Origin of the sequence: Streptomyces sp. NBC_00091, from assembly GCF_026343185.1 — a bacterium.
GTDB lineage: Bacteria > Actinomycetota > Actinomycetes > Streptomycetales > Streptomycetaceae > Streptomyces.
Genome location: NZ_JAPEMA010000001.1, coordinates 4,813,295 through 4,837,407, shown reverse-complemented (window position 1 = coordinate 4,837,407; position 24,113 = coordinate 4,813,295). Strand labels below are relative to the sequence as shown.

The window sequence follows — 24,113 nt, the reverse complement described above, 5'->3', positions numbered from 1 at the left end:
GTGGGGCGAAACCTAGCGGTGCAAGTTTGTCTGCGACCCGGCCCCGGGTCCACCCCCGGCCCGGCCGCCGACGGCGGGATCGCACTCGGGCTTGGCCGGACCGGGGATCCGCGCGCCCCCCGCGGCCGGGCCGGACCGGCCCTCGAGCGGGGAGGGGCCCTCGAGCTGGGACGGGCCCTTGGGCTGGGCGGGCAGGCGTACGGGGGTCTCGGCGTCGGCGACGGCCGCGCCGCAGGCGGCCGGCTCGGCGTGCTCCATGGTGCGCGGCAGCTTCAGCGCCATCACGGCGCCGGCGAGCAGCAGGCAGGCGCTGACCACGAGGGTGACGTGCAGCCCGTGTACGAAGGAGTGCCGGGCGGCGGCGTAGAGGGACTCTCCCGCCGGACCGCCGAGGTGGGCGGCGATCTGGTAGGCCTCGCCGAGGGAGTTCGCGGCGCCCGCCGAGTCCTGGGCGGGAACGCCGGGGACGTCCAGCAGGCCGGGCCGGTAGGCGGCGTTCATCACGCTGCCGAGCAGGGCGATGCCCATGCCCGCACCGAGCTGGTAGGAGGTCTCGCCTATGGAGGCGGCGCCGCCGGCGGTGTCCGCCGGGGCCTCGCTCAGCATGGACTCGTACGCGGCGAACAGGGTGGTCTGGAGCCCGAAGCCGAGCAGGACGAAGCCCGCGGTCAGCAGCACGAACCGGTCCTGCTGGCCCATCAGCGTCAGCAGCAGCACGGCGCCGGCGGTGAGCACGAAGCCCAGCGAGACCATGGTGCGCGGGCCGACCCGCTGGAGGGTGTAGGAGCCGGTGGCGCCCGCTGCCATGGCGGCGAAGGTCAGCGGCAGCAGCCGCAGGCCGGTCTCGAGCGGGCTCAGGTCCAGCACCAGCTGGAGGTACTGGACGGCGATCAGCTCCAGGCCGACCAGGGCCAGCATGGCGAGCACGATGCAGCCGACGGAGGTGGAGAAGGCGGCCCGGGAGAACATCCGCATGTCGATCAGCGGGTGCTCGCGCCGCTTCTGGCGGCGTACGAAGAGGGCCAGCACCAGCACGCCGAGCAGCAGCGGGAGCAGCGCCCCGGGGTCGGTGAGCTGCCGCTCCGCGCCGATCCGCTTGATGCCGAGCACCGCGCCCAGCACGCCGCCGGCGGCCATCAGCGCGCCGAGCACGTCCCACGGCCCGTCGGCGGCGCCCCGGGATTCGGGCAGCAGCCAGCGGCCGAGCGGCAGGATCAGCGCCATCAGCGGGATGTTGATGAGGAAGACGGAACCCCACCAGAAGTGCTGGACGAGGAAGCCGCCGAGTACGGGCCCGCCGGCCGCGCCGACCGCGGCGACGGCGGTCCAGATGCCGATGGCCAGGGCGCGCTCGCGCCGGTCGGGGAAGACCTGGCGCAGGATCGACAGGGTGGCCGGCATGATCATCGCCCCGCCGACGCCGAGCAGGGCGCGCGCGGCGATCAGGACCTGGGCGTTGTCGGCGAGGGCGGCGATCGCGGAGGCGACGCCGAAGAGGGTGTAGCCGAGGAGCAGGATCCGGCGGCGGCCGACCCGGTCGCCGAGGGTGCCGAAGAGGATCAGGAGCGCGGCGCAGACCAGCGGGTAGGCGTCGACGATCCACAGGAGTTCCATCGAGCCGGGGCGCAGGTCCTCGGTGACGGAGGGGACGGCCACGTGCAGAATGGTCGCGTCGAGCGCGACGAGCACGAGGCTGACGCACAGCACCGCCAGGACGACCCAGCGGTTGGCCCCGCCGGAGACCGCGCGGAGCTGCTCCCGGAGGGAGGGTTTCCTGTCGCCGGCCGTGTTCGTCCCCGACATGCATGTACCTCCCAGGTGGTCCCTCGCACTCGGCGGACAGCGTCGTGGGGCGCCGCGGGGTGGTGCGCTGAGCGGCGTCCTACGGGGTCCGGCATCGACACGCGAGTGAAGGGTCAGCGTACGCGAGTTCGCGTGTCCGACACGTGGTCAAGCTCTCATCCCGGCGGGGGCCCCGCTGTGGTGTGCGCCACTCGCCCCGCCGCGCCCTCCCCCCGCGTACGCACCTGGTCACGTCCCGTGGCGCCCGTTCCGTACCCGGTGTCCGCGCCGTCGATACTCGTCCCCGTGACCACTGTGCCCGTTGACGATGTCCCCGCGAAGGTTCCCGGACCGAGCCGTGCCGCGCCCGCGCTCGCCGCCTTCGCCGCGGTGCGGCTGCTCGGCCTGGCGGTGCTCGCGCTGTGGGGCGCGGCGGCCGGCAGCAGTCCGCACACCCTGCTGTCGGCCCGCTGGGACTCCCTCTGGTACGCCCGGATCGCCGCCGGGGGGTACGGGTACGAGGTGGTCCTGCCGAACGGGGCCGTCCACTCCAACCTGGCCTTCTTCCCGCTGCTGCCGTGGCTGGAGCGGCTGGTGGCGGCGCCCTCGGGGCTCTCGTACGGCTCGGCGGGCCTGGTGGTCTCGGCAGTGGCGGGGCTCGCCGCCGCCTGGGGGATCTTCGCCGTCGCGGACCTGCGCTACGGGCGGCGCGCGGGGGTCCTCGCGGTGGCCCTGTGGGCGGCGCTGCCGGTGGGGATCGTGCAGTCCATGGCGTACAGCGAGTCGCTGTTCACGGCCCTGGCCGCCTGGGCGCTGTACGCGGTGCTGCGCGGGCGCTGGATCGCGGCGGGCCTGCTCGCGGCCGGGGCGGGGCTGACCCGTCCGGTCGGGGCGGCGGTGGTGCTGGCGGTGTGGGTGGCGGCGGCCCTGGCCTGGCGGCGCGGGGAGCGCTCGTGGCGCACGGCGGCCGGGGTGGTGCTGGCCCCGCTGGGCGCGGCGGCGTACGTGCTGTGGGTCGGGCACCGGACCGGCGGCGGGCTGCTGGGCTACCTGGACGTGCAGGCGGGCTGGGGCAACGGCTTCGACGGGGGCCTGGCCTTCGCCCGGTTCATCGGGGCGCGGCTGGCCTCCCCCGCCTTCCCCGCCGGGGTGGCGCTGATCGCCGGGGTGGCGCTGGTGCTGTGGCTGTACCGGCTGTGCGTGCGCGACCGGCAGCCCGTGGCGCTGCTGGTGTACTGCGGGATCGTGGTGGCGCTGGCGCTGTGCGCCTCCGGGTACTTCGGCTCCAAGCCCCGGCTGCTGCTGCCGGCCTTCCCGCTGCTGCTGCCGGTGGCGGTGGCCCTGGCCCGGTGGCGGACCGGGCGGGCGGCGGGCGCGGTGGGGGCGCTGGCGCTGGCCTCGGCGGTGTACGGGGCCTTCTGGCTGAACGGCTCCGGGCCTCCGTAGGCGGGCCGGGAACCGTGATCACGGAATGGACCATTCCAATCCATGATTGTGCAAAGGAATTGAGCTGCGGCAATAAACCCGATGTAAGCATGCGGATAATTGCAGGGGCAGCGCTCCCGGAGTTGAATCCGATAAGGTCCAACAAGTGCCGGAACAAGGGGAATTAAGTCCCCCGTGAGACGCACTCCACATCACATGGTCATCACAAAGCCCGCGATTCGCCCGGGCTGCCCTTCGGCGCGCGGTAACGTCGATTGAGTGCGTACTGACCAAATGCTTGCCCGTCTGGAGCCGGTGTTCGCCCGGCTGGACCGGGAACCAGAGCGACCGGCTCATCTGCAAACTCCGCAGATGAGCCGGCACCGCGTCGTGCTCCTCTCCGCGACCCTCGGCGCCTACCTCGTGACCGTCGTGGCCGTGCTGACGACCTCCTGGCTCGTCCGCCTGGACTGGCAGATCATGTTCTTCCGGCCCTACGAGCAGTGGCCGCAGGTACACGCCTTCCTCGACTACCTCGTCGTACTCGGCCAGCGCGGACCGACCGCCGTGATGGTCGCGGCCTGGCTCGGCTGGCGCTCCTGGCGGCAGCACACCCTCCGCCCGCTGATCGCCCTCGGCGTGGCCCTGCTGCTGCTGAACATCACCGTGGGCTCCGTCAAGCTCGGCCTGGGCCGGCTCGGACCGCACTACGCCACCCAGATCGGCTCCGCCGAGCTCTTCGCGGGCGGCGATATATTCCCTTCGGGCCACACCGCCAACGCCGTCGTGACCTGGGGGATCCTGGCCTACTTGGCCTCCACCACCGTCACCCGCCGGGTGCTGTCCGTGCTCTCCGCGGTCGTCTCGCTGAGCGTCGGCGCCACCACCGTGTACCTCGGCACCCACTGGGTGAGCGACGTACTCCTCGGCTGGATGGCCGGACTGCTCATCATGCTGGCGCTGCCCTGGTTCGAGCCGCTCATCGCCCGCGCCGAGGCCTACGTCTTCGAGCTGCGCGAGCTGTGGCGCCGCCGGCTGGAGGACGGCCGGGTCTCCGAACCGGTCGCCGCCGCGCTCACGCCGCTGCTCTCCGCGGGCGGGAAGTGGCAGCCCGGGCGCACCGCCGCCGTCGAGGACGGGACCCCGGCCCCCGCCCCGGCCGGGCACGCCCCGGCCCTGCGCCCCGCCACGCACCCGGTGTCCCGGCAGCACGTCATCCGCTCCGAGCGCACCCCGGTCACCCCGGCCGGCAGCCGGCGCCCGGCACACACCGAGCGGGCCACCGCCCGGGGCGCCTCGGCCCGCCCGGCGACCGGCGGCTGACCCACTGCGCGGGGACGGTACGCACAGCCCCACCCCGCACCGCGAAAACGGCGGGCCGGTTCACCGAACCGGCCCGCCGTCGCCGTTCATATGCACAGCCCGTCAGCCGGGCGAGCGGATGTTCCTCCGTACCGGGTCACGCTTGTGTCACGGGTTGTCGACAGCCGCCACCCCCGGAAGACCCCCGTCCCCTTCCTTTCCGGAGCCCTTTCGAATTCCGCCGGAGAACCCGAATTCCGGCGCCCGGGAGTTACTCCGGCACCGCTTCCAGGGCACGGCCCAGAAGGTCCCGTACCCACCGGATCCGCTCGGTCAGCTCGGGCGGCTCCACCACCTCGAACTCACAGCCGAGCAGCATGATGTGAATCACGAGAACCTCGAGGTTCACCGCCCCGGTGTGCAGCAGGCAGCTCTCCGCGTCGACCGGCTCCAGCGCCCCGTCGGAGGGCCCGATGATCCGCGCCGCCTCCTCGGCCGGTACGCGCAGCCGCACCACCGCCTGGGCCGCGTACGCGCGCTGCGACACGCCCTGGGAGACGTACGCGGCGAGGTCCTCGGCGGGCGCCGGGCGCGGGGTGAAGCGCGGGCCGTGCGGCGGGCGGGGCTCGATCCGGTCCGCGCGGAAGGTCCGCCAGTCCTCCCGGTCGAGGTCCCAGGCGACGAGGTACCAGCGCCGCTCGGTACAGACGAGCCGGTGCGGCTCGACAACGCGCCGGCTGACGCTGCCCCCGTGGTCCCGGTACCCGAAACGGAGCCGCTCGCTGTCCCGGCAGGCGGCGGCGAGCTCGGTGAGCACCGAGGCGTCGACGGTGGCGCGGCCCGGCCCGCGCAGCATGGGCACGGTGAACTCGTTGAGCGCCGAGACCCGCCCGCGCAGCCGCGACGGCAGCACCTGCTCCAGCTTGGCGAGGGCCCGTACGGAGGCCTCCCCGATCCCCTCGACCCCGTTCCCGGCGGCCGTGCGCAGCCCGACGGCGACCGCGACGGCCTCGTCGTCGTCCAGCAGCAGCGGCGGCAGCTCGGCCCCGGCCCCCAGCTGGTACCCGCCGCCGGTCCCGGGGCTGGCGTTCACGGGGTACCCGAGCTCGCGCAGCCGGTCGACGTCCCGCCGCACGGTACGCGGCGTGACGCCGAGCCGTGCGGCGAGATCGGCACCGGTCCATTCCCGGTGGGCCTGCAACAGGGAGAGCAGGCGCAGCAGTCGTGCGGAGGTCTCGAGCATCCGCCCAGTGTGGCCCCTTTTTGACGCGCCGCTCGCGCGGTGCGGCCCTGGCGGGCCTTACCGGCTTCGCGCCGCTGCGCCGGCCTCCGGCCGGCGGACCCGGGGCGGGGCCACGGGCCCTGGCCAGGGTCCGGCCGTCGTCTGCGGGTGGTGGGCCGCTGCGCGGGGCTGTCCCCTACCCACCCTTCCACCGTTCCCCGGGCGCTGCCCGGACCCGCGCCTCAAACGCCGGCGGGGCTGGAGGGGCCCTGCGGGCACATGTGAGCGCGGCTCAGCCAAATCCAGCCTCGCCGGCGTTTGAGGCGCTGGGGGTCCCCCCGGACGGAGTCTGGGGGAGGGTCCGGGGGCTGGCCCCCCGGCGGCGGGCCCGCACACGAACGAGTCCGGGCGTAGCCCGGGGAACGGTGGAAGGGCGGGTAGGGGACTTGCTCCGCGCAGCGGCACCACCGACCCGCAGGCTCAGCGCACCGGCGCAGGCGTCGGAGGCAACGGAACGCCCGACGGGCCGACGGGCGCAGGACCCGGCGCGGGGCCGGCCGGGGCCGAGGCCGCCGGCACCGGCGCGGGGCCGGCGGGCGCGGCGGGCACTGGAGGCACCGCGGCGGGCACCGGAACCGCGGGCGGGCCCGCCGGCACCGGCGCAGGGTTGGCAGGGGCCGGCGGCGCCGACGGCAGGGTCAGGAGGAGCCCCACGCGGAGGCGGTCCGGGCGGGGGCCGACCGCCGACCGGTTGGCCTCGTACAGGGCCCGCCACCCTCCCCCCACCCGCCACCGCCGCGCGATCCCGTCCAGCGTGTCCCCGCCCCGCACCACGTGCGTCCGCCCCGCCAGCCCGTACCGCTTCGCGCACACCGGCCACGCCTCCCACCCCGCAACGCCCAGCAGCTCCTCCGCGACCCGGATCTGCTGCTCCCGGCTCGCCAGGTCGGCCCGCGCCGCGTACAGCAGGCCCCCGTGCTCCTCCCAGGTCGGCTGCCGGAACTGCAGGCCCCCGTAGAAGCCGTTGCCGGTGTTCACCGCCCACCGCCCGCTGCTCTCGCAGTCCGCGACGCAGTCCCACGGCCATGCCCGGCCGGGCCCGCAGTCCCCCGGCCCGGTCCCGATCACCCCCGGCGAGCCCGGGTGCGCGGCCCCCGCAGGACCCGGAGCCGGCGGGGGCGGTGCCGCGACCGCGCCGACACCCGACGGGAGTACGAGTACCAGCGCGGCGGCGGCCGCGGCCACTGCGGTGGCCACCACCCGGCGCATCCACAGATCGGGCATCGGCTCACGCTACGGAGCCCCCGTCCCCCGCCCGCCCCGCCACGCGGCACGCCTCCGCGCCCCACCCGGACGGCCGACCGCCGCCCCTCCCCCAAACGGCCAGCACCAGCCATCAACTGCACACAAGTAAGCAAGAGTTGCCACAAAGGCGAAGCAGTGGCCGGACGGTTCACTCGTACGGGTGGCCGGTTCGATTCCGTTCCCTCAAACGGCGTGACCCCGGCCGCCGCTCCCCCGTTGATCCCGGCGAGCCGGGAACCCCCCGGCCTCCGCACGAATGAGGAGCCACCCCGTGCCGCGCATGCTCGACGTCAGTCTTGAGGTACGTGCCGAGATCGGTGACGAAGAAGCCGACAGGCTGCTCACCGGCGACGACGCCCCGGGCAGTTACGACTGCACCTCCTGCCGCACTCCCGGTGACCCCGAGACCCACCCCACGAGCACCGTGCTGTTCGTGGGCGAGGAAACCGCCGTCCTCGCCTTCGCCCACGCCGCCTGCATCCCCTCCCAGGTCGTCACAGTGTCCGAGGAGCAGCTCCAGGGCGCGGTCCGCAGCATCACCGGTGACAGCCCCGCCCCGGAGCAGGCCGCCGGCGAGGTCCCGCAGTCGGTTCCCGGCGGCCAGGCCGTCCTCGGCATCACCAGCGGCCTGATCCTGATCGCCGGGGAGCTGCACCCCGCGCTGGTCGTCGAGCCGACCGCGCCGATCGCCCGCCCCGGCACCACCGGCCCCGGCGACGACTTCCTCCCCCTCCTCATCGAGCAGGGCTTCATCCCGGTCACCGACACCAACGAGGTCCCCTCCGCCCTCGGCGGCTGGTCGGTCCTGCTCGCCGGCGGGCAGCTGCACGCCGTGCTCCAGCCGGGCACCGACGGCGGCCCCCAGGTGGCCTGGTGGCAGGCCCACCAGGCGCTGAGCGTCACCGACGGCTGGCGGGCCGCCGTCAACAAGACCCAGCGCGTGCTCATCTACGCCGCCCCGGTCGGCTCCATCGGCCAGCAGCCGCGCGAGGACCTGCTGCGCGACGCCCTGGACAAGGCCGCGAGCAACGGCAAGCTGGTCGCCGCCGCGATGCCCCTGGCGGGTACGCCGGGCGCCTGAGCCCCTCCGGGGCCTCTTCGTGCCCCTCCCCACCGGAAACGGCCGTTCGACCCCCGCCGAGGGGCCGGGCGGCATGCGCCGGGGGTGCGCGGTCCGTCCCGCGCACCCCCGGCGATCTGCGTTTTCCGCACCGTCACCCCGCATCCGCAGGGCCCCGGGTTCGTTGGCTGTTACGTGCATTCATACGACCCCTCCCGCGCCCCGTCCCGTACGAGCACCGTCTCGCACACCCCGATCTACGACAGCCTGTACTCGGAGTACCTGCGCGCCTTCCGGGCGCTGCCGGGCGACCGTACGGGCGAGGAGGACCTCGGCTTCACCGCGTTCTCGTACGGCGGCGCCTCGTACGGCGGCGCCTCGTACGGCGGCGCCTTCGGCGGCTCGTACGGCGGCGGCACGGGCAGCGCGTACGGCAGCGGCTGGAACGGTTCCTCGTGGCAGCAGGCCGACGGCTGGCAGCCCTCGTACGTCCCGCAGCAGGCCCAGCCGGCGTACTCGTACGCGGGCGGGTCCGGATACGGCGGCGGGCGGCAGCACCAGACCGGGATGCAGCACATCCCGGCGGCCCTGCCGCCCGCTCCGCGCCGGGGCTACTGACCCCGGAGCGCCGCTACTTCTTCTTCTTGTACTGCGCTCCGCGCTTCTCGCGCACCCGCACCGAGATGTGGATCGGGGTGCCCTCGAAGCCGAACTCCTCGCGCAGGCGGCGCTCGATGAAGCGCCGGTAGCCGTGCTCCAGGAAGCCGGAGGCGAAGAGGACGAACCGCGGCGGCTTGCTGCCCGCCTGGGTACCGAACAGGATGCGGGGCTGCTTGCCGCCGCGGATCGGGTGCGGGTGGGCCGCGACGACCTCGCCGAGGAAGGCGTTCAGCCGGCCGGTGGGGACGCGCGTCTCCCAGCCCGCGAGGGCGGTCTCGATCGCCGGGACCAGCTTCTCCATGTGGCGGCCGGTGAGCGCCGAGACGTTGACGCGGGGAGCCCAGGAGACCTGCTGCATCTCGGTCTCGATCTCGCGCTCGAGGTAGTAGCGGCGCTCCTCGTCCAGCTCGTCCCACTTGTTGTACGCGATCACGATCGCGCGGCCGGCCTCGACGGCCATGGTGATGATGCGCTGGTCCTGGACGCTGATGTTCTCGGTGGTGTCGATCAGGATGACCGCCACCTCCGCCTTCTCCACGGCGGCGGCCGTGCGCAGGGAGGCGTAGTAGTCGGCGCCCTGCTGGAGGTGGACCTTCTTGCGGATGCCCGCGGTGTCCACGAACTTCCAGGTGATGCCGCCGAGCTCGATCAGCTCGTCGACCGGGTCGCGGGTGGTGCCGGCCAGCTCGTTGACGACGACGCGGTCCTCGCGGGCGACCTTGTTCAGGAGCGAGGACTTGCCCACGTTCGGGCGGCCGATCAGGGCGATGCGGCGCGGCCCGCCGACCGGCGTGCCGCCGAAGCTCTGCTCGGGGGCCTCCGGCAGGGCTTCGAGGACGGCGTCGAGCATGTCGCCCGTACCGCGGCCGTGCAGGGAGGAGACCGGGTGCGGCTGGCCGAGGCCCAGCGACCACAGGGAGGCCGCGTCGGCCTCGCCGCTCTGGCCGTCGACCTTGTTGGCGCACAGGACGACGGGCTTGCCGGCGCGGCGCAGCAGCTTGACGACGGCCTCGTCGGTGTCGGTGGCGCCGACCTTGGCGTCCACGACGAAGACGACCGCGTCGGCGGCCTCGATGGCGTACTCGGCCTGGGCGGCGACGGAGGCCTCGATGCCGAGGACGTCCTGCTCCCAGCCGCCGGTGTCGACGACCTTGAAGCGGCGGCCGGCCCACTCGGCCTCGTAGGTGACGCGGTCGCGGGTGACGCCCGGCTTGTCCTCGACGACGGCCTCGCGGCGGCCGATGATGCGGTTCACCAGGGTCGACTTGCCGACGTTCGGGCGGCCGACGACGGCGAGTACGGGGAGCGGGCCGTGGCCGGCCTCCTCGATCGCGCCTTCGACGTCCTCGAGGTCGAAGCCTTCCTCCGCGGCGAGCTCCATGAACTCCGCGTACTCGGCGTCGCCAAGTGCTCCGTGGTCGTGCTGGTCGTTCATGAAGTCCGTTCCTCGTCGTTCGTGGTGATCGGTGGCAGCCGCGCAGCGCGGTTCCACTACTGGTTCAAGTCTCGCTCAGCGCCCGGTGAGGCGCTTGGCATCGGCCAGGTGGGCGGTCAGCCGGCCCTGGATTCGTTCGGTGGCCTGGTCCAGCGCGGTCCGCGTACGGCGGCCCGTGCCGTCCCCGGCGTCGAAGGCGGAGCCGAAGACGACGTCGACCCGGCTCCGCAGCGGCGGCAGGCCCTTGACCAGCCGCCCCTTGGCCTCGGTGCTGCCCAGGACGGCGACCGGCACGATCGGGGCGCCGCTGCGGACCGCGAAGTAGGCGAGCCCGGCGCGCAGGGACGCGAAGTCCCCCTCGCCCCGGGTGCCCTCGGGGAATATCCCCAGGGCGCCGCCCTGGTCGAGGACGCCGAGCGCGCGGGTGATCGCGGTCCGGTCGGTGCCGGTGCGGTCCACCTTCACCTGCCCGATCCCTTCCAGGAAGGGGCCGAGCGGGCCGACGTACGCCTCCTTCTTGATCAGGAAGTGCAGCGGCCGCGGGGCGGTGCCCATGACCATCGGGCCGTCGATGTTGTGCGCGTGGTTCACGGCCAGGATGACGGGGCCGGAGGCGGGCACCTTCCAGGCCCCCAGCACGCGCGGCTTCCACAGCCCGTACATCAGCCCGATGCCGATGCGCCTGCCGACCGCCGCACCCTTGAGGGAGGGCGTGTCGCTCACCGGCTCCGCCGCTCTTCCACCAGCGTGACCACGCATTCGATCACCTGGTCGAGGGTGAGGTCGGTGGTGTCCACCTCGACGGCGTCGCCCGCCTTGGCCAGCGGGGAGGTCTTGCGGCCGGAGTCGGCCGCGTCCCGCTTGATCAGGGCTTCCCTGGTGGCCGCGAGGTCCGTTGCCTCCTTGCCGCGCAGCTCGCCGCTGCGGCGGGCGGCACGGGCCTCGGGGGAGGCCGTCAGGAAGATCTTGAGGTCGGCGTCGGGCAGGACGGTGGTGCCGATGTCCCGGCCCTCGACCACGATCCCGTCGGCCTCCTCGGCCGCCTCGGCGGCGATGGAGCGCTGGAGCTCGGTGATCAGGGTGCGCACCTCGGGGACGGCGCTGACGGCGCTGACCTTGGAGGTGACCTCCTGGGTGCGGATCGGGCCGGAGGCGTCCAGGCCGTCCACCGTGATGGTGGGGGCGGCCGGGTCCGTACCGGAGACGATGGCCGGCTTGCCGGCGGCGAGGGCGATGGCCTGCGGGTCGTCGGTGTCGACGCCGTTGGTGATCATCCACCAGGTGATGGCCCGGTACTGGGCACCGGTGTCCAGGTAGCGCAGCCCGAGCTTGGCGGCCACGGCCTTGGAGGTGCTGGACTTGCCCGTGCCGGAGGGACCGTCGATGGCGACGATCACGGCGGACGGAGCTGCGGTTTCCACGGTGCGGGCACCTTCCTGGTTGCGCGTACGTGTCCGGGCGCGCCAAAAGCGCCCCTCCCCAGGTTACCGGCCCCCAGAACCCTCCGGTCCCGGCCCATGGCCATGCCAGCCGCGGCGGCGCCGCACCCGGACTACTGCTGGCGCAGCGCCCAGCCCCGCTCGCGCAGCTCGGCGGTCAGGGCCGCCACGGCCCGCGGCTCCACCATGAGCTGCACCAGGCCCGCCTGCTGGCCCGTCGCGTGCTCGATCCGCACGTCCTCGATGTTGACCCCGGCCCGGCCGGCGTCCGCGAAGATCCGCGCCAGCTCGCCGGGCTTGTCGCTGATGAACACCCCGACCGTCTCGTACGCCATGGGCGCAGCGCCGTGCTTGCCGGGGACCCGGACCCGGCCCGCGTTGCCGCGCTTGAGGACGTCCTCGATGCCCGCCGCGCCGCCCCGGCGCTTGGCCTCGTCGGCGGACTGGAGCCCGCGCAGCGCCTCGACGGTCTCCTCCAGGTCGGCGGCGATGCCGGCCAGGACGTCGGCCACCGGCCCCGGGTTGGCCGAGAGGATCTCCACCCACATCCGGGGGTCGGAGGCCGCGATCCGGGTCACGTCCCGGATGCCCTGCCCGCACAGCCGGACCGCCGTCTCGTCCGCCTCCTCCAGGCGTGCCGCGACCATGCTGGACACCAGCTGCGGGGTGTGCGAGACCAGGGCCACCGCCCGGTCGTGCGCGTCGGCGTCCATCACCACGGGTACGGCCCGGCACAGGGCGACCAGTTCCAGTGCGAGGTTCAGCACCTCGTGGTCGGTGTCCCGGGTCGGGGTGAGCACCCAGGGGCGGCCCTCGAACAGGTCCGCCGTCGCGGCGAGCGGCCCCGAGCGCTCCTTGCCGGCCATGGGGTGGGTGCCGATGTACGCAGAGGTGTCGGCGCCCAGCGCCGCGAGCTCCCGGCGCGGGCCGCCCTTGACGCTGGCCACGTCCACGTAGGCCCGGGCCAGTCCGCGTCCGATCGCGTCGGCCAGCGCGGCGGCCACGTGCGCGGGCGGTACGGCGACGATCGCGAGGTCGACCTGGCCCTCGGGGGCGTCGTCGGTGCCGGCGCCCAGGGCGGCGGCCGTACGGGCCTGCGCGGGGTCGTGGTCGACGAGGTGCACGGTGATCCCGCGGGCGGTCAGGGCGAGCGCCGCGGAGGTGCCGATCAGTCCGGTTCCGATGACGACGGCGGTTCTCACGGGGCGCTCCAAGGTGATCGCGTAACGGCTGGGCCTGACTCAGGGTAGCCAGCCCGTACGGCGCGAGGGCCCGGCGGTCCGCCCTGTGGACGGGGGCCGGGCCCTCGTGGACGATCTTGCCGCGGTCAGAGGCCCTGCTTCCTGATGATCTCCTCCAGGGACTCGGTGGGCACCTGTCCGCTCGGGGTCAGCTTGTCCACCGCCTCCGGCAGCGTCCGGGCGATCTGGTCGGCGGCCTGCTCGGGGCTGACGCCCGCCTGTTCGGCCAGCTTCTGGAGGGTGTCGCCCGGGAGCGCCTGGGTGATCTGGGCACCGCTGACGGGCTGGTTCTCGCCGGTGCCGACCCAGGAATTGGCCTGGTCGGCGAGGCCGGACTTGGTCAGCATGTCGAGCAGTCCGCCGAGGGGGTTGCTCCCGCCGCCGCCGGCCGCCTGGGCACCGCCACCGCCGCCGCCCAGCAGGGAGCCGAGCAGCGCGCCGAGGATGTTGCCGCCGCCACCGCCGGCGCTCCCGCCCTGGCCGCCGCCGAGGAGCCCGCCGAGGAGGGAGCCGAGGTCATTACCCGCCATGGTCCTGTGCCTTTCGAAGAGGGGCCGGGCGCGCGCCAGCGGCGGGCCCGGCTTCGAGACACGGACAATGTCACCCAGATCGGTCCATGCCGCCACTTGGTGCACCGCGCTCGGACGCGGGTGCGGTAGAACCACCGCATGATCTTCCACATCGTTCCGCTCGCCGACTGGAGTGCCGCTCCCGAGCTGCCGTACGCCCCCGACTCGCTCGGCGCCGAGGGGTTCGTGCACTGTTCGGCCGACCGCCCCACCGCGCTCGCCATCGTGGAGGCCCGCTACCGGCACACGCCCGGCACCCTGCTCGCCGTGGAACTCGACGAAGGGGCCCTGACGGCGGAGGTGCGCCGGGCGGGCGGCCCCGGCGACCCGTACCCGCACGTCCACGGGCCGTTGAACCGGGACGCCGTGCTCCGCGTGTGGGAGGTCGTACGCACCCCCGGCGGTCCGGCCGACCTGACGCCCTGGCGGCCGGAGGTATGAAACGAGACGGTGTGGCGGGCTTCTCCTGAGGCCGGTCGCACGCCAGGATGCTCCTCGCATCCCGGCCACCCCAGCAAGGAGCCTCGTATGACCGAGTCGAACACCGCCCGGCGCACGGTACTGGCGGCCGGAGCCGCCGCCCTGGCGGGAGGCACGCTCGCCGCCTGCGGCTCGGACGCGGACAAGACCGCGCCCGAGTCCGGCAGCGCCTCCACCCCGCAGGCGGCGGCCTCCGCCCAGGGCCAGGCCGCGCAGCCGCTGCTGAAGTCCTCGGCGGTGCCGGTCGGCGGCGGCACGGTGCTCAAGGAGCAGAAGCTGGTGGTCACCCAGCCGACGGCGGGCTCCTTCCGCTGCTTCACGGCGGTGTGCCCGCACCAGGGCTGCCTGGTGAACAAGGTCGAGAACGGCACCATCGACTGCCCGTGCCACGGCAGCAAGTTCCAGGTGGCGGACGGGGCGGTGGCCCACGGTCCGGCGACCCGGCCGCTCGAGGAGAAGAAGATCACCGTGTCCCCGCAGGGGGAAATCTCGCTCGCCCAGCCGTAACCCGGCCGCCTACCCTCCGGGGATGGACGACCTCACCCTGGTCCGGGACCACACGATCTACGCCTGCGTGATGGGCTCCCGCGCCTTCGGGCTGGCCACGGAGGCGAGCGACACCGACCGGCGCGGTGTCTTCCTCGCCCCCACGCCGCTCTTCTGGCGGTTCGAGAAGCCCCCGACCCATGTGGAGGGCCCCCGGGAGGAGGAGTTCTCCTGGGAACTGGAGCGCTTCTGCGAGCTGGCCCTGCGCGCCAACCCGAACATCCTCGAGTGCCTGCACTCCCCGCTGGTGGAACGGATCACCCCGGTCGGAGAGGAACTCATGTCCCTGCGCGGGGCCTTCCTCTCCCGCCGGGCCCACACCACCTTCAGCCGCTACGCGACCTCCCAGCACGGCAAACTCCTCGCCGACGTCCGCCTCCACGGCGCGCCGCGCTGGAAGCACGCCATGCACCTGCTGCGCCTGCTGGCCTCCTGCCGCGACCTGCTCCGCACGGGCCGCCTGACGATCGACGCGGGCCCGGACCGCGAGCGCCTCCTCGCGGTCAAGCGGGGCGAGGTGGCCTGGGAGGAGGTCGACGGCTGGATGACCCGCCTCACCGAGGAGTCCGAAGCCGCCCTCCGCACCACCCCCCTCCCCGCCGAACCGGACCACGCCCGCGTCACGGACTTCCTCCACCGCACCCGCCTGGCCTCGGCCCGCTAGGCCGTCTCTGCACCGGTCACGCGTCCCAGAGGGTGCCGAAGGCGAGGAGTTCCTCGCGGTACTCGATGCGGCCCTCCCAGTCGCGGGGCCAGGCGTCCGCGCCGAGGTGGGCGCCGGCGAAGGCGCCGGCCAGGCAGGCGATCGAGTCCGAGTCGCCGGCCGTGCAGGCCGCGCGGCGCAGGGCGAGGAGGGGCTCGTCCGGGAAGAGCAGGAAGCACTGCAGGCCGGTGGCCAGGGCCTCCTCCGCGATCCAGCCGTCGCCGGTGGTCAGGCAGGGGTCGGTCTCCGGGGAGGGGGTGCGCAGGGCCGCCGCGAGGCGGTCCAGGACGGCCAGGCACTCGTCCCAGCCCCGGGCCATGAAGGACTCCGGCGAGGCGTCGCTCGCCGTGCGCATCCAGAGGTCGCCGAGCCAGCGCTCGTGGTAGCGGGTGCGGTTCTCCAGGGCGTACGAGCGCAGCTGCCCCACCAGGCCGGTCACCTCGGCGCCCTGGGCGAGGAGGTGCACGGCCCGCGCGGTCAGGTCGGAGGCGGCCAGCGCGGTGGGGTGGCCGTGGGTGAGGGCCGACTGGAGCTGGGCGGCGCCCGCCCGCTCCTCGTCCGTCCAGCCGGGCACCAGGCCCACCGGGGCGACCCGCATGTTGGCGCCGCAGCCCTTGGAGCCGACCTGGCTGGCGTCCCGCCAGTCCCGCTGCGGATCGTTCAGCAGAGCGCACGCCCGCAGGCAGGTGTTGCCCGGGGCGCGGTTGTTCTCCGGGGAGTGGTACCAGTCGACGAACTCCTCGCGGACCGGCCGGGCCAGCCGCAGCGGGCCGACGGGGCCCCGCTCGGCAGCCGTCCGTATGCCGCGCGCCAGGGCCAGGGTCATCTGGGTGTCGTCGGTGACGATCGCGGGGCGGGGCAGCCGCATCTCCCGCCACGGCCCGGTCTTGGCGAGGATCGCCGGCACGTCGTTGAACTCCGTCGGGAAACCGAGGGCGTCGCCCAGGGCCAGGCCGATGAGGGCGCCCGTCGCGGCGCGCTTGGTCGCGGTCACAGTGAAGGTCCTTCCGAGGGGCGGAGCAGGGGCGGGTGCAGGGTGGTGGCCGGTCCGGCCCGGTAGAGCGCGGCGGGTTTGCCGCGACCGCCGGTCAGCCGGGCGGCTCCGGGGACGGCCTCCACGAATCCGGGCGTGGCCAGCACCTTGCGGCGGAAGTTCGGGCGGTCCAGGGTGGTCCCCCAGACCGTCTCGTAGACGGCCTGGAGCTCCCCGAGGGTGAACTCGGGCGGGCAGAAGGCGGTGGCCAGGCAGGTGTACTCCAGCTTCGAGCCCACCCGCTCCCGGGCGTCCGCCAGGATCAGCGCGTGGTCGAAGGCCGGCTCCGCGACCTCCCCCACCGGCACCCACCGGGCCCGGTCGGCGTCCCCGCCGCCCTCCGCTGCCGGCTCGGGCATGTCGGGGACCAGCGCGGTGAAGGCCACCGACACCACCCGCATGCGGGGGTCCCGGTCCGGTTCGCTGTAGGTGCGCAGCTGTTCCAGGTGCAGGGCCGCGACCAGCTCCGGCGCCAGGCCCGTCTCCTCGGCCAGCTCGCGGCGGGCGGCCGTCTCGGCGGACTCGCGGGGCAGGACGAAGCCGCCGGGGAGCGCCCAGGCGCCGGCGTACGGTTCCTGCCCGCGCCGGATCAGCAGGACGTGCAGGGCGCCGCCGCGCACGGTGAGGACGGCGAGGTCGACGGTCACCGCGAAGGGCTCGAAGGCGTACGGGTCGTAGGGCGCGGGCCCGCCCGCCGCCCGCGCGCTGCTCATCGCCGCTCCGGGAGGGGCGCCGCGAAGTGCCAGCCCTCGGCCAGCAGGCCGTCGACCGCCGCCACGGCCGTCTCCAGCCGTGCGCGCCGGTCCCCGCTCACGACCAGGAAACGCCTCCCGGTGCTCGTGAGTTCCCTGCGGAAGCGGGCGGTCATCCAGGGTCTCAGCTCCGGCCCGTCGCGCAGCCCGTCGTCCTCGAAGGGCACTCCGTCGTCGTCCGTCAGCAGGTAGAGGTCCCGCCGGGTGCGGGCGGCGATCCGTTCGACCTCGCGGTTGCGGCGGCCCGTGTACCGCTCGTGCCAGATGCCGGTCGCGAAGGAGTCGGTGTCGCAGAACAGCACCGGCGAGCCGAGCCGGGCCGCCCGTTCCTCCGCCGCGTCCTGGCGGCGGGCGATCACCGGGAACTCCCGCGAGGTGAAGGACATGTCCTCCCAGGAGGCCGCCGGGTCCACCGCGCGGGCCGCGGCGAGCTTCTCCTCGCTGTACTCCCGCCCGTACTCGGCGACCCAGCCGGTCTTCGCCCACACCCCGCCGCGCCGCCGGTAGTGCGCGGCCAGCTCCCGGGAGAGGGTGGTGGTCCCGGTGGACTCGGCGCCCAGGACGACGACCCGCCGGGTCAGGGCGGCCCGTACGCCCGGCCCGAGGAACTCCCAGCACGCGGCCGGGTCCTGGCGTACGGCGGTCCCCGACACCGGGAACAGGGTGCGCGCCGGGTCCACGCAGACCTCCTCGGCGCCGAACCGCCGGGCGAGTTCGGTCCCGTACTCCTCGGAGGTGAAGACGGCGTCCACGCGCCGGCCCACCGCGCCCCGGAAGATCGCCATGTGCGCCTCCCAGACGGCGGGGTCGTGCAGGTCGACGGGTACGTCGTCGACCGCGCCGACCACCTCCGCCCCGGGGTGCTCCTCGCGCATCCAGGCGACCCGGTCGGCGAGCGGCACCGACTCCACCGAGGCGGCGCAGACCAGTACGGTCAGCCGCTCGCACTGGTCCTGGGCGGTGCGCACCAGGTGGTGGTGTCCGGCGTGCGGCGGGTAGAACTTGCCCAGCACCAGTCCGTGGCCGTAGCGCTTGGCGCCGCTCATGCCGTCGCCTCCTGGGCCGTACGGGCGCCGCGTGCCGGGAGCGTACGGTGCCAGCCGATCAGCCCGGCCACGCACAGGGCGAGGAAGCCGGCGTAGAGGACCGAGGTCAGGTACAGCCCCTTGTGCGCGTACAGCGGGATGTACACGAGGTCGGCGGCGATCCACAGCCACCAGGACTCCAGGAGCTTGCGGCACTGCCCGTAGGTGGCCATGAGGGAGAGCCCGGTGGTGAGCGCGTCCCAGAACGGCACGGTGGAGTCGGTGGCCCGGCCGAGCAGCAGGGTCAGGGCGGCGGTCCCCACCGCCCCCGCCACGAGCAGCCAGGCCCATTCGGCGCGCGTGGTACGGCGCACCGGCAGGGTCCCGGCGGTTCCTGGTCCACCCCCGTGGGTCCAGGACCACCAGCCGTACGCGGCGAGGGCGATGAAGACGATCTGGAGCCCGGCGTCGGCGTAGAGGCCGGCCTGGGTGAACAGCACGATGAAGAAGAGGTTGTTGGCGATCCCGACGGGCCAGTTGGCGATGTGCTGCCGGGCCACCAGCCAGACGCACACGGCGCCCGTGGCGAAGCCGAGGATCTCGGTCCAGCTCGTGTTCCAGCCCATGAAGGCCCCCGCTCCCTTTAATAGTCACCCTGACTATAAACACCTCGGGAGTGCCGGGCAAGACACAAAAACGGGGGGGCCGGGAAACGCGGAAGCCCGCAGCGCCAAGGGCACTGCGGGCTTCTACGGATGTCGCGCCGGACGGCTAAGAGGTCTTCCGCAATTCGCTCATTCGCTGACCTGAGAGTCGGTAAGGTGACCACCGGGTGAGAAGACACCCTGCGTGAGTCAACCGCGTGAGGCTCTGAGTGCTGGTTCGCCAGTGCAGGGCCTGCGGCAGCCCGCTGACCAGCGGGCCTCTGCTCACCGAATTCCGGAACGGCCCCGAGCAACCCCGGATGAGCCACCGCAAGGTGACCACGCCGGAGCGCCCGAACCAGCCGCCCGGATGCAGTCCGTACCTCCTTCGGGAACTACGGATCAAGTCTTAGAGGCCGACCTCGCGCATGAGCATGCCGACCTCGGTGTTGGTCAGGCGGCGCAGCCAGCCGGACTTCTGGTCGCCCAGCTCGATCGGGCCGAAGGAGGTCCGGACGAGCTTGTCGACCGGGAAGCCGGCCTCGGCCAGCATGCGGCGGACGATGTGCTTGCGGCCCTCGTGGAGGGTCACCTCGACCAGGTAGTTCTTGCCGACCTGGTCGACGACGCGGAAGTGGTCGGCGCGGGCGTAGCCGTCCTCCAGCTCGATGCCGTCCTTGAGCCGCTTGCCGATGTCGCGCGGCAGCGAGCCGGTGATCGCGGCGACGTAGGTCTTCTTCACGCCGTACTTGGGGTGCGTGAGGCGGTGGGCCAGCTCACCGTGGTTGGTGAGGAGGATGATGCCCTCGGTCTCCGTGTCGAGCCGGCCGACGTGGAAGAGGCGGGTCTCGCGGTTGGTGACGTAGTCGCCCAGGCACTGGCGGCCGTCCGGGTCCTCCATGGTGGAGACGACGCCGGCGGGCTTGTTCAGCGCGAAGAACAGGTACGACTGGGTGGCGACGGTCAGGCCGTCCACCTTGATCTCGTCACTCGGCTGGACGCGCTTGCCCTGCTCGAGCACGATCTCGCCGTTGACCTCGACGCGGGCCTGCTCGACCAGCTCCTCGCACGCGCGGCGCGAGCCCATGCCGGCCCGGGCGAGCACCTTCTGCAGGCGCTCACCCTCCTGCTCGGCGCCCGGGAAGGTCTTCGGGGTCTTGATCACGGGCTTGTCGGCGTACCGGTCGCGCACGCGCTCCTCGATCCGCGCGTCCAGCTCGCGGGGACGGGACTGGCCGCTGCGGCTGCCCGGACCGCTGCGCGGGCCGCCGGCCTGGCCGATGCCGGGGGTCCTGGGGGTCTTCGGGCCGCCCTTGGCGCCACCGCGCGCGGAAGCGCCACGGGCACCGCCGCCGCCCGCCTTGGGGCCGCTGCGGCCGCTGCGCTCGCCCTCGGGGCCGACGTCGTAGCGACGCTCCTCGGGGCGGGGGTTGCGGGGCCGCTGGGGCGCCTGGTCGCGGTCACGGTCGCGGTCACGCGAGCCGGAGCCGCCACCCTGGTAGCCGCCGCCCTGGTAGCCGCCGCTGGAAGAGCCACCGCGGTAGCCGCCCCCACCGGAGGAGCTGCCGCCGGAGGAGCTGCCGCCGCGGTAGCCACCGCCACCGCTGCCGCCGGAGGAGCCGCCGCGGTAGCCACCGCCACCGGAGGAGCTGCCGCCGGAAGAGCCGCCGCGGTAGCCACCGCCACCGCTGCCGCCGGAGCTGCCGCCTCGGTAGCCACCCCCGCCGGAGGAGCTGCCGCCGCGGGAGCTACCGCGTGCGCCACCACCGCCGCCGCCGCTGTTCCTGTTGCCGCCGCCGTTGCCGTTGCTTCGCATCAAATGTCCGTCGTCTTGTCGTCGTCTTCATCAGTGTCCGGTGCGTCCGGATCGAACGACGGCACACCTTCTTGCGTCTCGGCTTCGATCGCGTCCGCCTCGGGGAGGAAGGGCGCGAGCTCCGGGAGCTCGTCCAGGCCTCGCAGGCCCATACGCTCCAGAAAGTAGTTCGTCGTCCTGTACAGGATCGCACCTGTTTCGGGTTCCGTGCCCGCCTCGGCCACCAGACCCCTCTGGAGCAGGGTCCGCATGACCCCGTCGCAGTTGACTCCGCGGACCCCCGAGACCCTCGAGCGGCTCACCGGCTGGCGGTACGCGACGACCGCGAGGGTCTCCAGGGCCGCCTGGGTGAGCCGGGCCTGCTGCCCGTCCAGGACGAAGGCCTCCACGGCCTGCGCGTACTCGGGCCGGGTGTAGAACCGCCAGCCCCCGGCGACGGGCCGCAGCTCGAAGCCGCGGCGCTGCGCGGTGTACTCGTCGGCCAGCCCGGCGAGGGCCTCGGCGACCTCGCGCGGGGTGCGCTCGAGCACCTTGGCGAGGTGCTCGACGGTCGCGGGCTCGTCCACGACCATCAGGACCGCCTCCAGCGCGCCCTTCAGGTCCAGCTGCGCCCGGGTCATTCGGCTACCTCCACGACTTGGTCGAACTCGTCGGTCACCGTCGGCATCCCGTCGCCGTCCCCGCCGGTCCAGCGCACGGTGAGGGTGAGCAGGGCGTCCTCCTGGTCGAGGACCACGGCCTTCTCCCGGTAGAGCTCCAGGAGCGCCAGGAAGCGGGCGACGACGGTGAGGGTGTCCGCGGCGCCCTCGGTCAGCTCCTGGAACGTCGCCTCGCCGCGCGCCTTGAGCAGGCGTACGACGTGTCCCGCCTGCTCCCGCACGCTGACGAGGGGGGCGTGGATGTGGTCGACGTACACCTGGGGCCTGGCCCTGGGCTGCATGGCCTGCACCGCGAGGCGTGCGAAGCCCTCGGCGCCGATGCTGATGACCACGTCGGGCAGGAGGTCGGCGTGGTGCGGCTCCAGCCCGACGGTGCGGGGGTGGCGCCTGGCCTCGTGCTCCGCGCGGGCCGCGAAGATCTCGGCGATCTGCTTGTACGCCTTGTACTGGAGCAGTCGCGCGAAGAGCAGGTCCCGCGCCTCCAGCAGGGCCAGGTCGGCCTCGTCCTCGACCTCGGCGGCGGGCAGCAGCCGGGCGGCCTTGAGGTCGAGCAGGGTGGCGGCGACCACCAGGAACTCGGTGGTCTGGTCGAGGTCCCAGTCGGGGCCCATGGCGCGGATGTGCGCCATGAACTCGTCGGTGACCTTGGACAGCGCCACCTCGGTGACGTCGAGCTTGTGCCGGGAGATCAGCTGGAGCAGCAGGTCGAAGGGCCCCTCGAAGTTGGCCAGCCGCAGCGTGAACCGCCCGTCGCCCGCGGCGGGCCCGTCGTCGCCCCCGGCTTCCGGCACTCCGGCCGGGCCGTCCTGCGGGGGCCCCTGCGGGGTCGCTGCGGGCCCGTCGGCGGCCGCGTGGGCCCGTCCGGGACCTCCGGCGCCCCCAGGCGGCCCGTCGGCGGCTGCTGCCGCCGCCCCGGCCTGCGGCCCGCCCGGGACCGGCTCGCGGCCCGCAGCGGGCGCCTCAGCGGGCTCCCCGGCCGCCCCTGGGCCCCGGCCCAGGCTCCGCCGGGCCGGTCGGGCGGCGTCATCGTTCGGGGGCATCGCGGTCCAGGGTGGTACGGAATTCGGCCGGACGGCCACGAGCAGCCTAGGCCCTGCCGGGCGGATCCCCGGCTACCCGCACCCGGGCCGCACCGGGGGGCTGGGACGCCTCACCAAACCCCTGCCCACCCCGCGAACCGGGCGCCGGCGCATGACGGGCCGGAACCACCCGCCGCCAGCCGATCAGCGGGCGGCGCGGGTGGGCCGGAAGCGCCCGCCGCGGGCGGACCGGCGGGCGGGGCGGCCGGCGCGGTGGGTCGGGGCCGCTCGCCGCAGGCGGGGTGGTGGGGTCAGCGGCCGCGGAGGCGGCGGACCAGGATGCTGGCGTCGCCGCGGGACTCCAGGTCCGCGAGGACCACCGCCACCGCCTCGCGGACGATGCGGCCGCGGTCGACGGCGAGCCCGTGCTCCCCGCGGAGCACCAGCCGGGCGTGCTCCAGGTCCATGAGCTCCTCCGCGGAGACGTAGACCGTGATCTTCTCGTCGTGCCGCTCGCGCCCGCTCGGCCGCCGGTTGGCGCCCCGGCCCTGGCCCTTGCCGGACCGGGGCGAGGACGCCCCGGCCGCGGTGGCAGAACCTTCCTGCGGCCTGCGCTGCGCGCCCACCGCCGGCTCGCCGGTCTCCCGGCCCCGGACGTCCCCCGTCGTCCGCGCCGTGCCGTCCGCCGGCGCGGCCGTGTGCTCCGTGCCTCCGGCCGGCGGCGCCTCCTCGGCGCCCCGCCGCGGCGAGGACGACTGGAGGGCCATCCCCCCGGTCGTACGGAACAGTTCGTCGGCTCCGGGCAGACTCACTCGGCGGGACACCGGGCGAGCACCTCCCTGGCCAGCTGGCGGTAGGCGGCGGCGCCGACGGAGTTGGAGGCGTACGTGGTGATCGGCTCGCCGGCGACCGTGGTCTCCGGGAAGCGCACCGTGCGGCCGATGACCGTGTGGTAGACGTGGTCGTCGAAGGCCTCGACCACGCGTGCCAGCACCTCGCGGCTGTGCACCGTACGGGAGTCGTACATGGTGGCGAGGATGCCGTCGAGCTCCAGCTCCGGGTTGAGCCGCTCCTGGACCTTCTCGATCGTCTCGGTCAGCAGCGCCACACCGCGCAGTGCGAAGAACTCGCACTCCAGCGGGACGATGACCTTGTGAGCCGCCGTCAGGGCGTTCACGGTCAGCAGGCCGAGCGAGGGCTGACAGTCGATCACGATGTAGTCGTAGTCGGCCATCAGGGGCTTCAGCGCCCGCTGGAGCGTCGACTCGCGCGCGACCTCGCTGACCAACTGCACTTCGGCGGCCGACAGGTCGATGTTGCTCGGCAGCAGGTCCATGTTGGGGACCGCCGTCTTGAGCAGCACCTCGTCGGCCGACATGCCCCGCTCCATGAGCAGGTTGTAGACCGTCAGGTCGAGTTCCATCGGGTTCACGCCGAGGCCCACGGACAGCGCGCCCTGCGGGTCGAAGTCGACGAGCAGCACGCGGCGCCCGTACTCGGCGAGCGCGGCACCCAGGTTGATGGTGGACGTGGTCTTGCCCACGCCGCCCTTCTGGTTGCACATCGCGATGATCTTCGCCGGACCGTGGTCGGTCAGCGGACCCGGGATCGGGAAGTACGGCAGCGGGCGTCCGGTCGGGCCGATGCGCTCGCGGCGCTGGCGGGCAGCGTCGGGGGCGAGGGTGGCCGCGTACTCGGGGTCCGGTTCGTACTCCGCGTCGGGGTCGTAGAAGTGCCCCTCGGGCACATTGTCGTAGTCGGCGAATCCCTTGGGCGTATCGCCGCTCAGGTCGCCGGCCCTGGAGTTCACGTCTAGGCCGTCCATGCTCTTTTGGGGCGTCGTCATGTGCTGGTGGTTTGCGAAGGTGCGGACCGCGACGGAGCCGACAGCTTCGAGCCCGGCAGGACCCTGTCCCCGCTCGGGCGTGCCTGCTCGACCACCTCCAGGAGCAAATGTCGACTCATTCACAAGTCGTCTTACCTCCTCGGACGTGAC

Annotated in this window: 23 protein-coding genes and 1 pseudogene; 7 read left to right on the top strand and 17 right to left on the bottom strand. The window is 73.9% G+C overall.

All coding sequences use genetic code 11. From position 1 onward, the window contains the following. Window positions 1-12: 12 nt before the first annotated feature. A complete protein-coding gene (locus tag OOK34_RS22335; protein WP_267035624.1) occupies window positions 13-1,803 on the bottom strand; it encodes an MFS transporter in 1,791 nt (596 codons plus the stop codon). 294 nt (window positions 1,804-2,097) lie between these two features. On the opposite strand from OOK34_RS22335, the gene OOK34_RS22330 reads away from it, so the two are divergent. Then, window positions 2,098-3,228: a glycosyltransferase family 39 protein gene (locus OOK34_RS22330; protein ID WP_267036869.1), complete on the top strand. Its 1,131-nt coding sequence runs from the start codon at window positions 2,098-2,100 to the stop codon at window positions 3,226-3,228. 258 nt (window positions 3,229-3,486) lie between these two features. After that, window positions 3,487-4,530, top strand: coding sequence for a phosphatase PAP2 family protein (locus tag OOK34_RS22325; RefSeq protein WP_267035623.1), 1,044 nt, complete (start codon window positions 3,487-3,489; stop codon window positions 4,528-4,530). A 250-nt stretch (window positions 4,531-4,780) separates the two neighbouring features. Here the strand turns inward: OOK34_RS22325 and OOK34_RS22320 are convergent, their stop codons facing one another. Together OOK34_RS22320 and OOK34_RS35375 are read right to left on the bottom strand one after the other, a co-directional pair. Beyond that, window positions 4,781-5,752: a YafY family protein gene (locus OOK34_RS22320; protein ID WP_267035622.1), complete on the bottom strand. Its 972-nt coding sequence runs from the start codon at window positions 5,750-5,752 to the stop codon at window positions 4,781-4,783. 672 nt (window positions 5,753-6,424) lie between these two features. Then, window positions 6,425-7,015 (bottom strand): annotated as a pseudogene (locus tag OOK34_RS35375) (transglycosylase family protein); the annotation flags it as partial. A gap of 292 nt (window positions 7,016-7,307) precedes the next feature. Between OOK34_RS35375 and OOK34_RS22305 the strand changes: the two are divergent. Beyond that, complete coding sequence (locus tag OOK34_RS22305) at window positions 7,308-8,117, top strand: hypothetical protein (protein WP_267035621.1); 810 nt, start codon at window positions 7,308-7,310, stop codon at window positions 8,115-8,117. A gap of 174 nt (window positions 8,118-8,291) precedes the next feature. Further along, entirely contained in the window at window positions 8,292-8,714 is a 423-nt protein-coding gene (locus OOK34_RS22300; protein ID WP_267035620.1) for a hypothetical protein, read from the top strand. A 13-nt stretch (window positions 8,715-8,727) separates the two neighbouring features. Here the strand turns inward: OOK34_RS22300 and der are convergent, their stop codons facing one another. The 5 genes from der to OOK34_RS22275 form a co-directional block, all read right to left on the bottom strand. After that, window positions 8,728-10,191 carry a ribosome biogenesis GTPase Der gene (gene der, locus OOK34_RS22295; RefSeq protein ID WP_267035619.1) on the bottom strand — a complete coding sequence of 488 codons (1,464 nt, stop codon included), beginning with the start codon at window positions 10,189-10,191 and terminating at the stop codon, window positions 8,728-8,730. Window positions 10,192-10,266: 75 nt separating this feature from the next. Continuing rightward, window positions 10,267-10,950, bottom strand: a complete 684-nt coding sequence (locus tag OOK34_RS22290) for a 1-acyl-sn-glycerol-3-phosphate acyltransferase (protein WP_267035618.1) — start codon at window positions 10,948-10,950, stop codon at window positions 10,267-10,269. Next, the gene (gene cmk, locus OOK34_RS22285) at window positions 10,911-11,612 is read right to left on the bottom strand and encodes a (d)CMP kinase (RefSeq protein ID WP_267035617.1); all 702 of its coding nucleotides are present in this window, start codon (window positions 11,610-11,612) and stop codon (window positions 10,911-10,913) included. The genes OOK34_RS22290 and cmk overlap by 40 nt, the downstream gene beginning before the upstream one ends. Window positions 11,613-11,743: 131 nt before the next feature. Continuing rightward, window positions 11,744-12,832: a prephenate dehydrogenase gene (locus OOK34_RS22280; RefSeq protein WP_267035616.1), complete on the bottom strand. Its 1,089-nt coding sequence runs from the start codon at window positions 12,830-12,832 to the stop codon at window positions 11,744-11,746. 125 nt (window positions 12,833-12,957) lie between these two features. Beyond that, window positions 12,958-13,401 carry a YidB family protein gene (locus tag OOK34_RS22275; protein WP_267035615.1) on the bottom strand — a complete coding sequence of 148 codons (444 nt, stop codon included), beginning with the start codon at window positions 13,399-13,401 and terminating at the stop codon, window positions 12,958-12,960. A 138-nt stretch (window positions 13,402-13,539) separates the two neighbouring features. Between OOK34_RS22275 and OOK34_RS22270 the strand changes: the two genes are divergently transcribed. From OOK34_RS22270 to OOK34_RS22260, 3 genes are all read left to right on the top strand, one after another. Next, complete coding sequence (locus OOK34_RS22270) at window positions 13,540-13,881, top strand: DUF952 domain-containing protein (protein ID WP_267035614.1); 342 nt, start codon at window positions 13,540-13,542, stop codon at window positions 13,879-13,881. 87 nt (window positions 13,882-13,968) lie between these two features. Further along, the gene (locus OOK34_RS22265; RefSeq protein WP_267035613.1) at window positions 13,969-14,427 is read left to right on the top strand and encodes a Rieske (2Fe-2S) protein; all 459 of its coding nucleotides are present in this window, start codon (window positions 13,969-13,971) and stop codon (window positions 14,425-14,427) included. A gap of 22 nt (window positions 14,428-14,449) precedes the next feature. Then, the gene (locus tag OOK34_RS22260; protein WP_267035612.1) at window positions 14,450-15,130 is read left to right on the top strand and encodes a nucleotidyltransferase domain-containing protein; all 681 of its coding nucleotides are present in this window, start codon (window positions 14,450-14,452) and stop codon (window positions 15,128-15,130) included. Between the two features lie 16 nt (window positions 15,131-15,146). Here OOK34_RS22260 and OOK34_RS22255 read toward each other — a convergent pair whose 3' ends face one another. The 9 genes from OOK34_RS22255 to OOK34_RS22215 all read right to left on the bottom strand — a co-directional run bounded on the left by OOK34_RS22255 (window position 15,147) and on the right by OOK34_RS22215 (window position 23,963). Beyond that, window positions 15,147-16,163 (bottom strand): ADP-ribosylglycohydrolase family protein, encoded by a 1,017-nt coding sequence (locus tag OOK34_RS22255; protein WP_267035611.1) that lies wholly within the window; start codon window positions 16,161-16,163, stop codon window positions 15,147-15,149. Further along, window positions 16,160-16,915, bottom strand: coding sequence for an NUDIX domain-containing protein (locus tag OOK34_RS22250; RefSeq protein WP_267035610.1), 756 nt, complete (start codon window positions 16,913-16,915; stop codon window positions 16,160-16,162). The genes OOK34_RS22255 and OOK34_RS22250 overlap by 4 nt, the downstream gene beginning before the upstream one ends. Next, window positions 16,912-18,000 carry an AAA family ATPase gene (locus tag OOK34_RS22245; protein ID WP_267035609.1) on the bottom strand — a complete coding sequence of 363 codons (1,089 nt, stop codon included), beginning with the start codon at window positions 17,998-18,000 and terminating at the stop codon, window positions 16,912-16,914. Before OOK34_RS22245 ends, OOK34_RS22250 begins: the two co-directional genes overlap by 4 nt. Next, window positions 17,997-18,605 (bottom strand): nicotinamide riboside transporter PnuC, encoded by a 609-nt coding sequence (gene pnuC, locus OOK34_RS22240; protein ID WP_267035608.1) that lies wholly within the window; start codon window positions 18,603-18,605, stop codon window positions 17,997-17,999. The genes OOK34_RS22245 and pnuC overlap by 4 nt, the downstream gene beginning before the upstream one ends. Before the next feature lie 427 nt (window positions 18,606-19,032). Next, window positions 19,033-20,439 carry a pseudouridine synthase gene (locus OOK34_RS22235; protein WP_267035607.1) on the bottom strand — a complete coding sequence of 469 codons (1,407 nt, stop codon included), beginning with the start codon at window positions 20,437-20,439 and terminating at the stop codon, window positions 19,033-19,035. Further along, window positions 20,439-21,059, bottom strand: a complete 621-nt coding sequence (gene scpB, locus OOK34_RS22230) for an SMC-Scp complex subunit ScpB (protein ID WP_267035606.1) — start codon at window positions 21,057-21,059, stop codon at window positions 20,439-20,441. The genes OOK34_RS22235 and scpB overlap by 1 nt, the downstream gene beginning before the upstream one ends. Then, entirely contained in the window at window positions 21,056-22,138 is a 1,083-nt protein-coding gene (locus OOK34_RS22225) for a ScpA family protein (RefSeq protein WP_267035605.1), read from the bottom strand. Before OOK34_RS22225 ends, scpB begins: the two co-directional genes overlap by 4 nt. A 290-nt stretch (window positions 22,139-22,428) precedes the next feature. Further along, window positions 22,429-22,941, bottom strand: a complete 513-nt coding sequence (locus tag OOK34_RS22220) for a hypothetical protein (protein ID WP_267035604.1) — start codon at window positions 22,939-22,941, stop codon at window positions 22,429-22,431. Then, the gene (locus OOK34_RS22215; protein ID WP_267035603.1) at window positions 22,926-23,963 is read right to left on the bottom strand and encodes a ParA family protein; all 1,038 of its coding nucleotides are present in this window, start codon (window positions 23,961-23,963) and stop codon (window positions 22,926-22,928) included. The genes OOK34_RS22220 and OOK34_RS22215 overlap by 16 nt, the downstream gene beginning before the upstream one ends. Window positions 23,964-24,113: the final 150 nt, after the last annotated feature.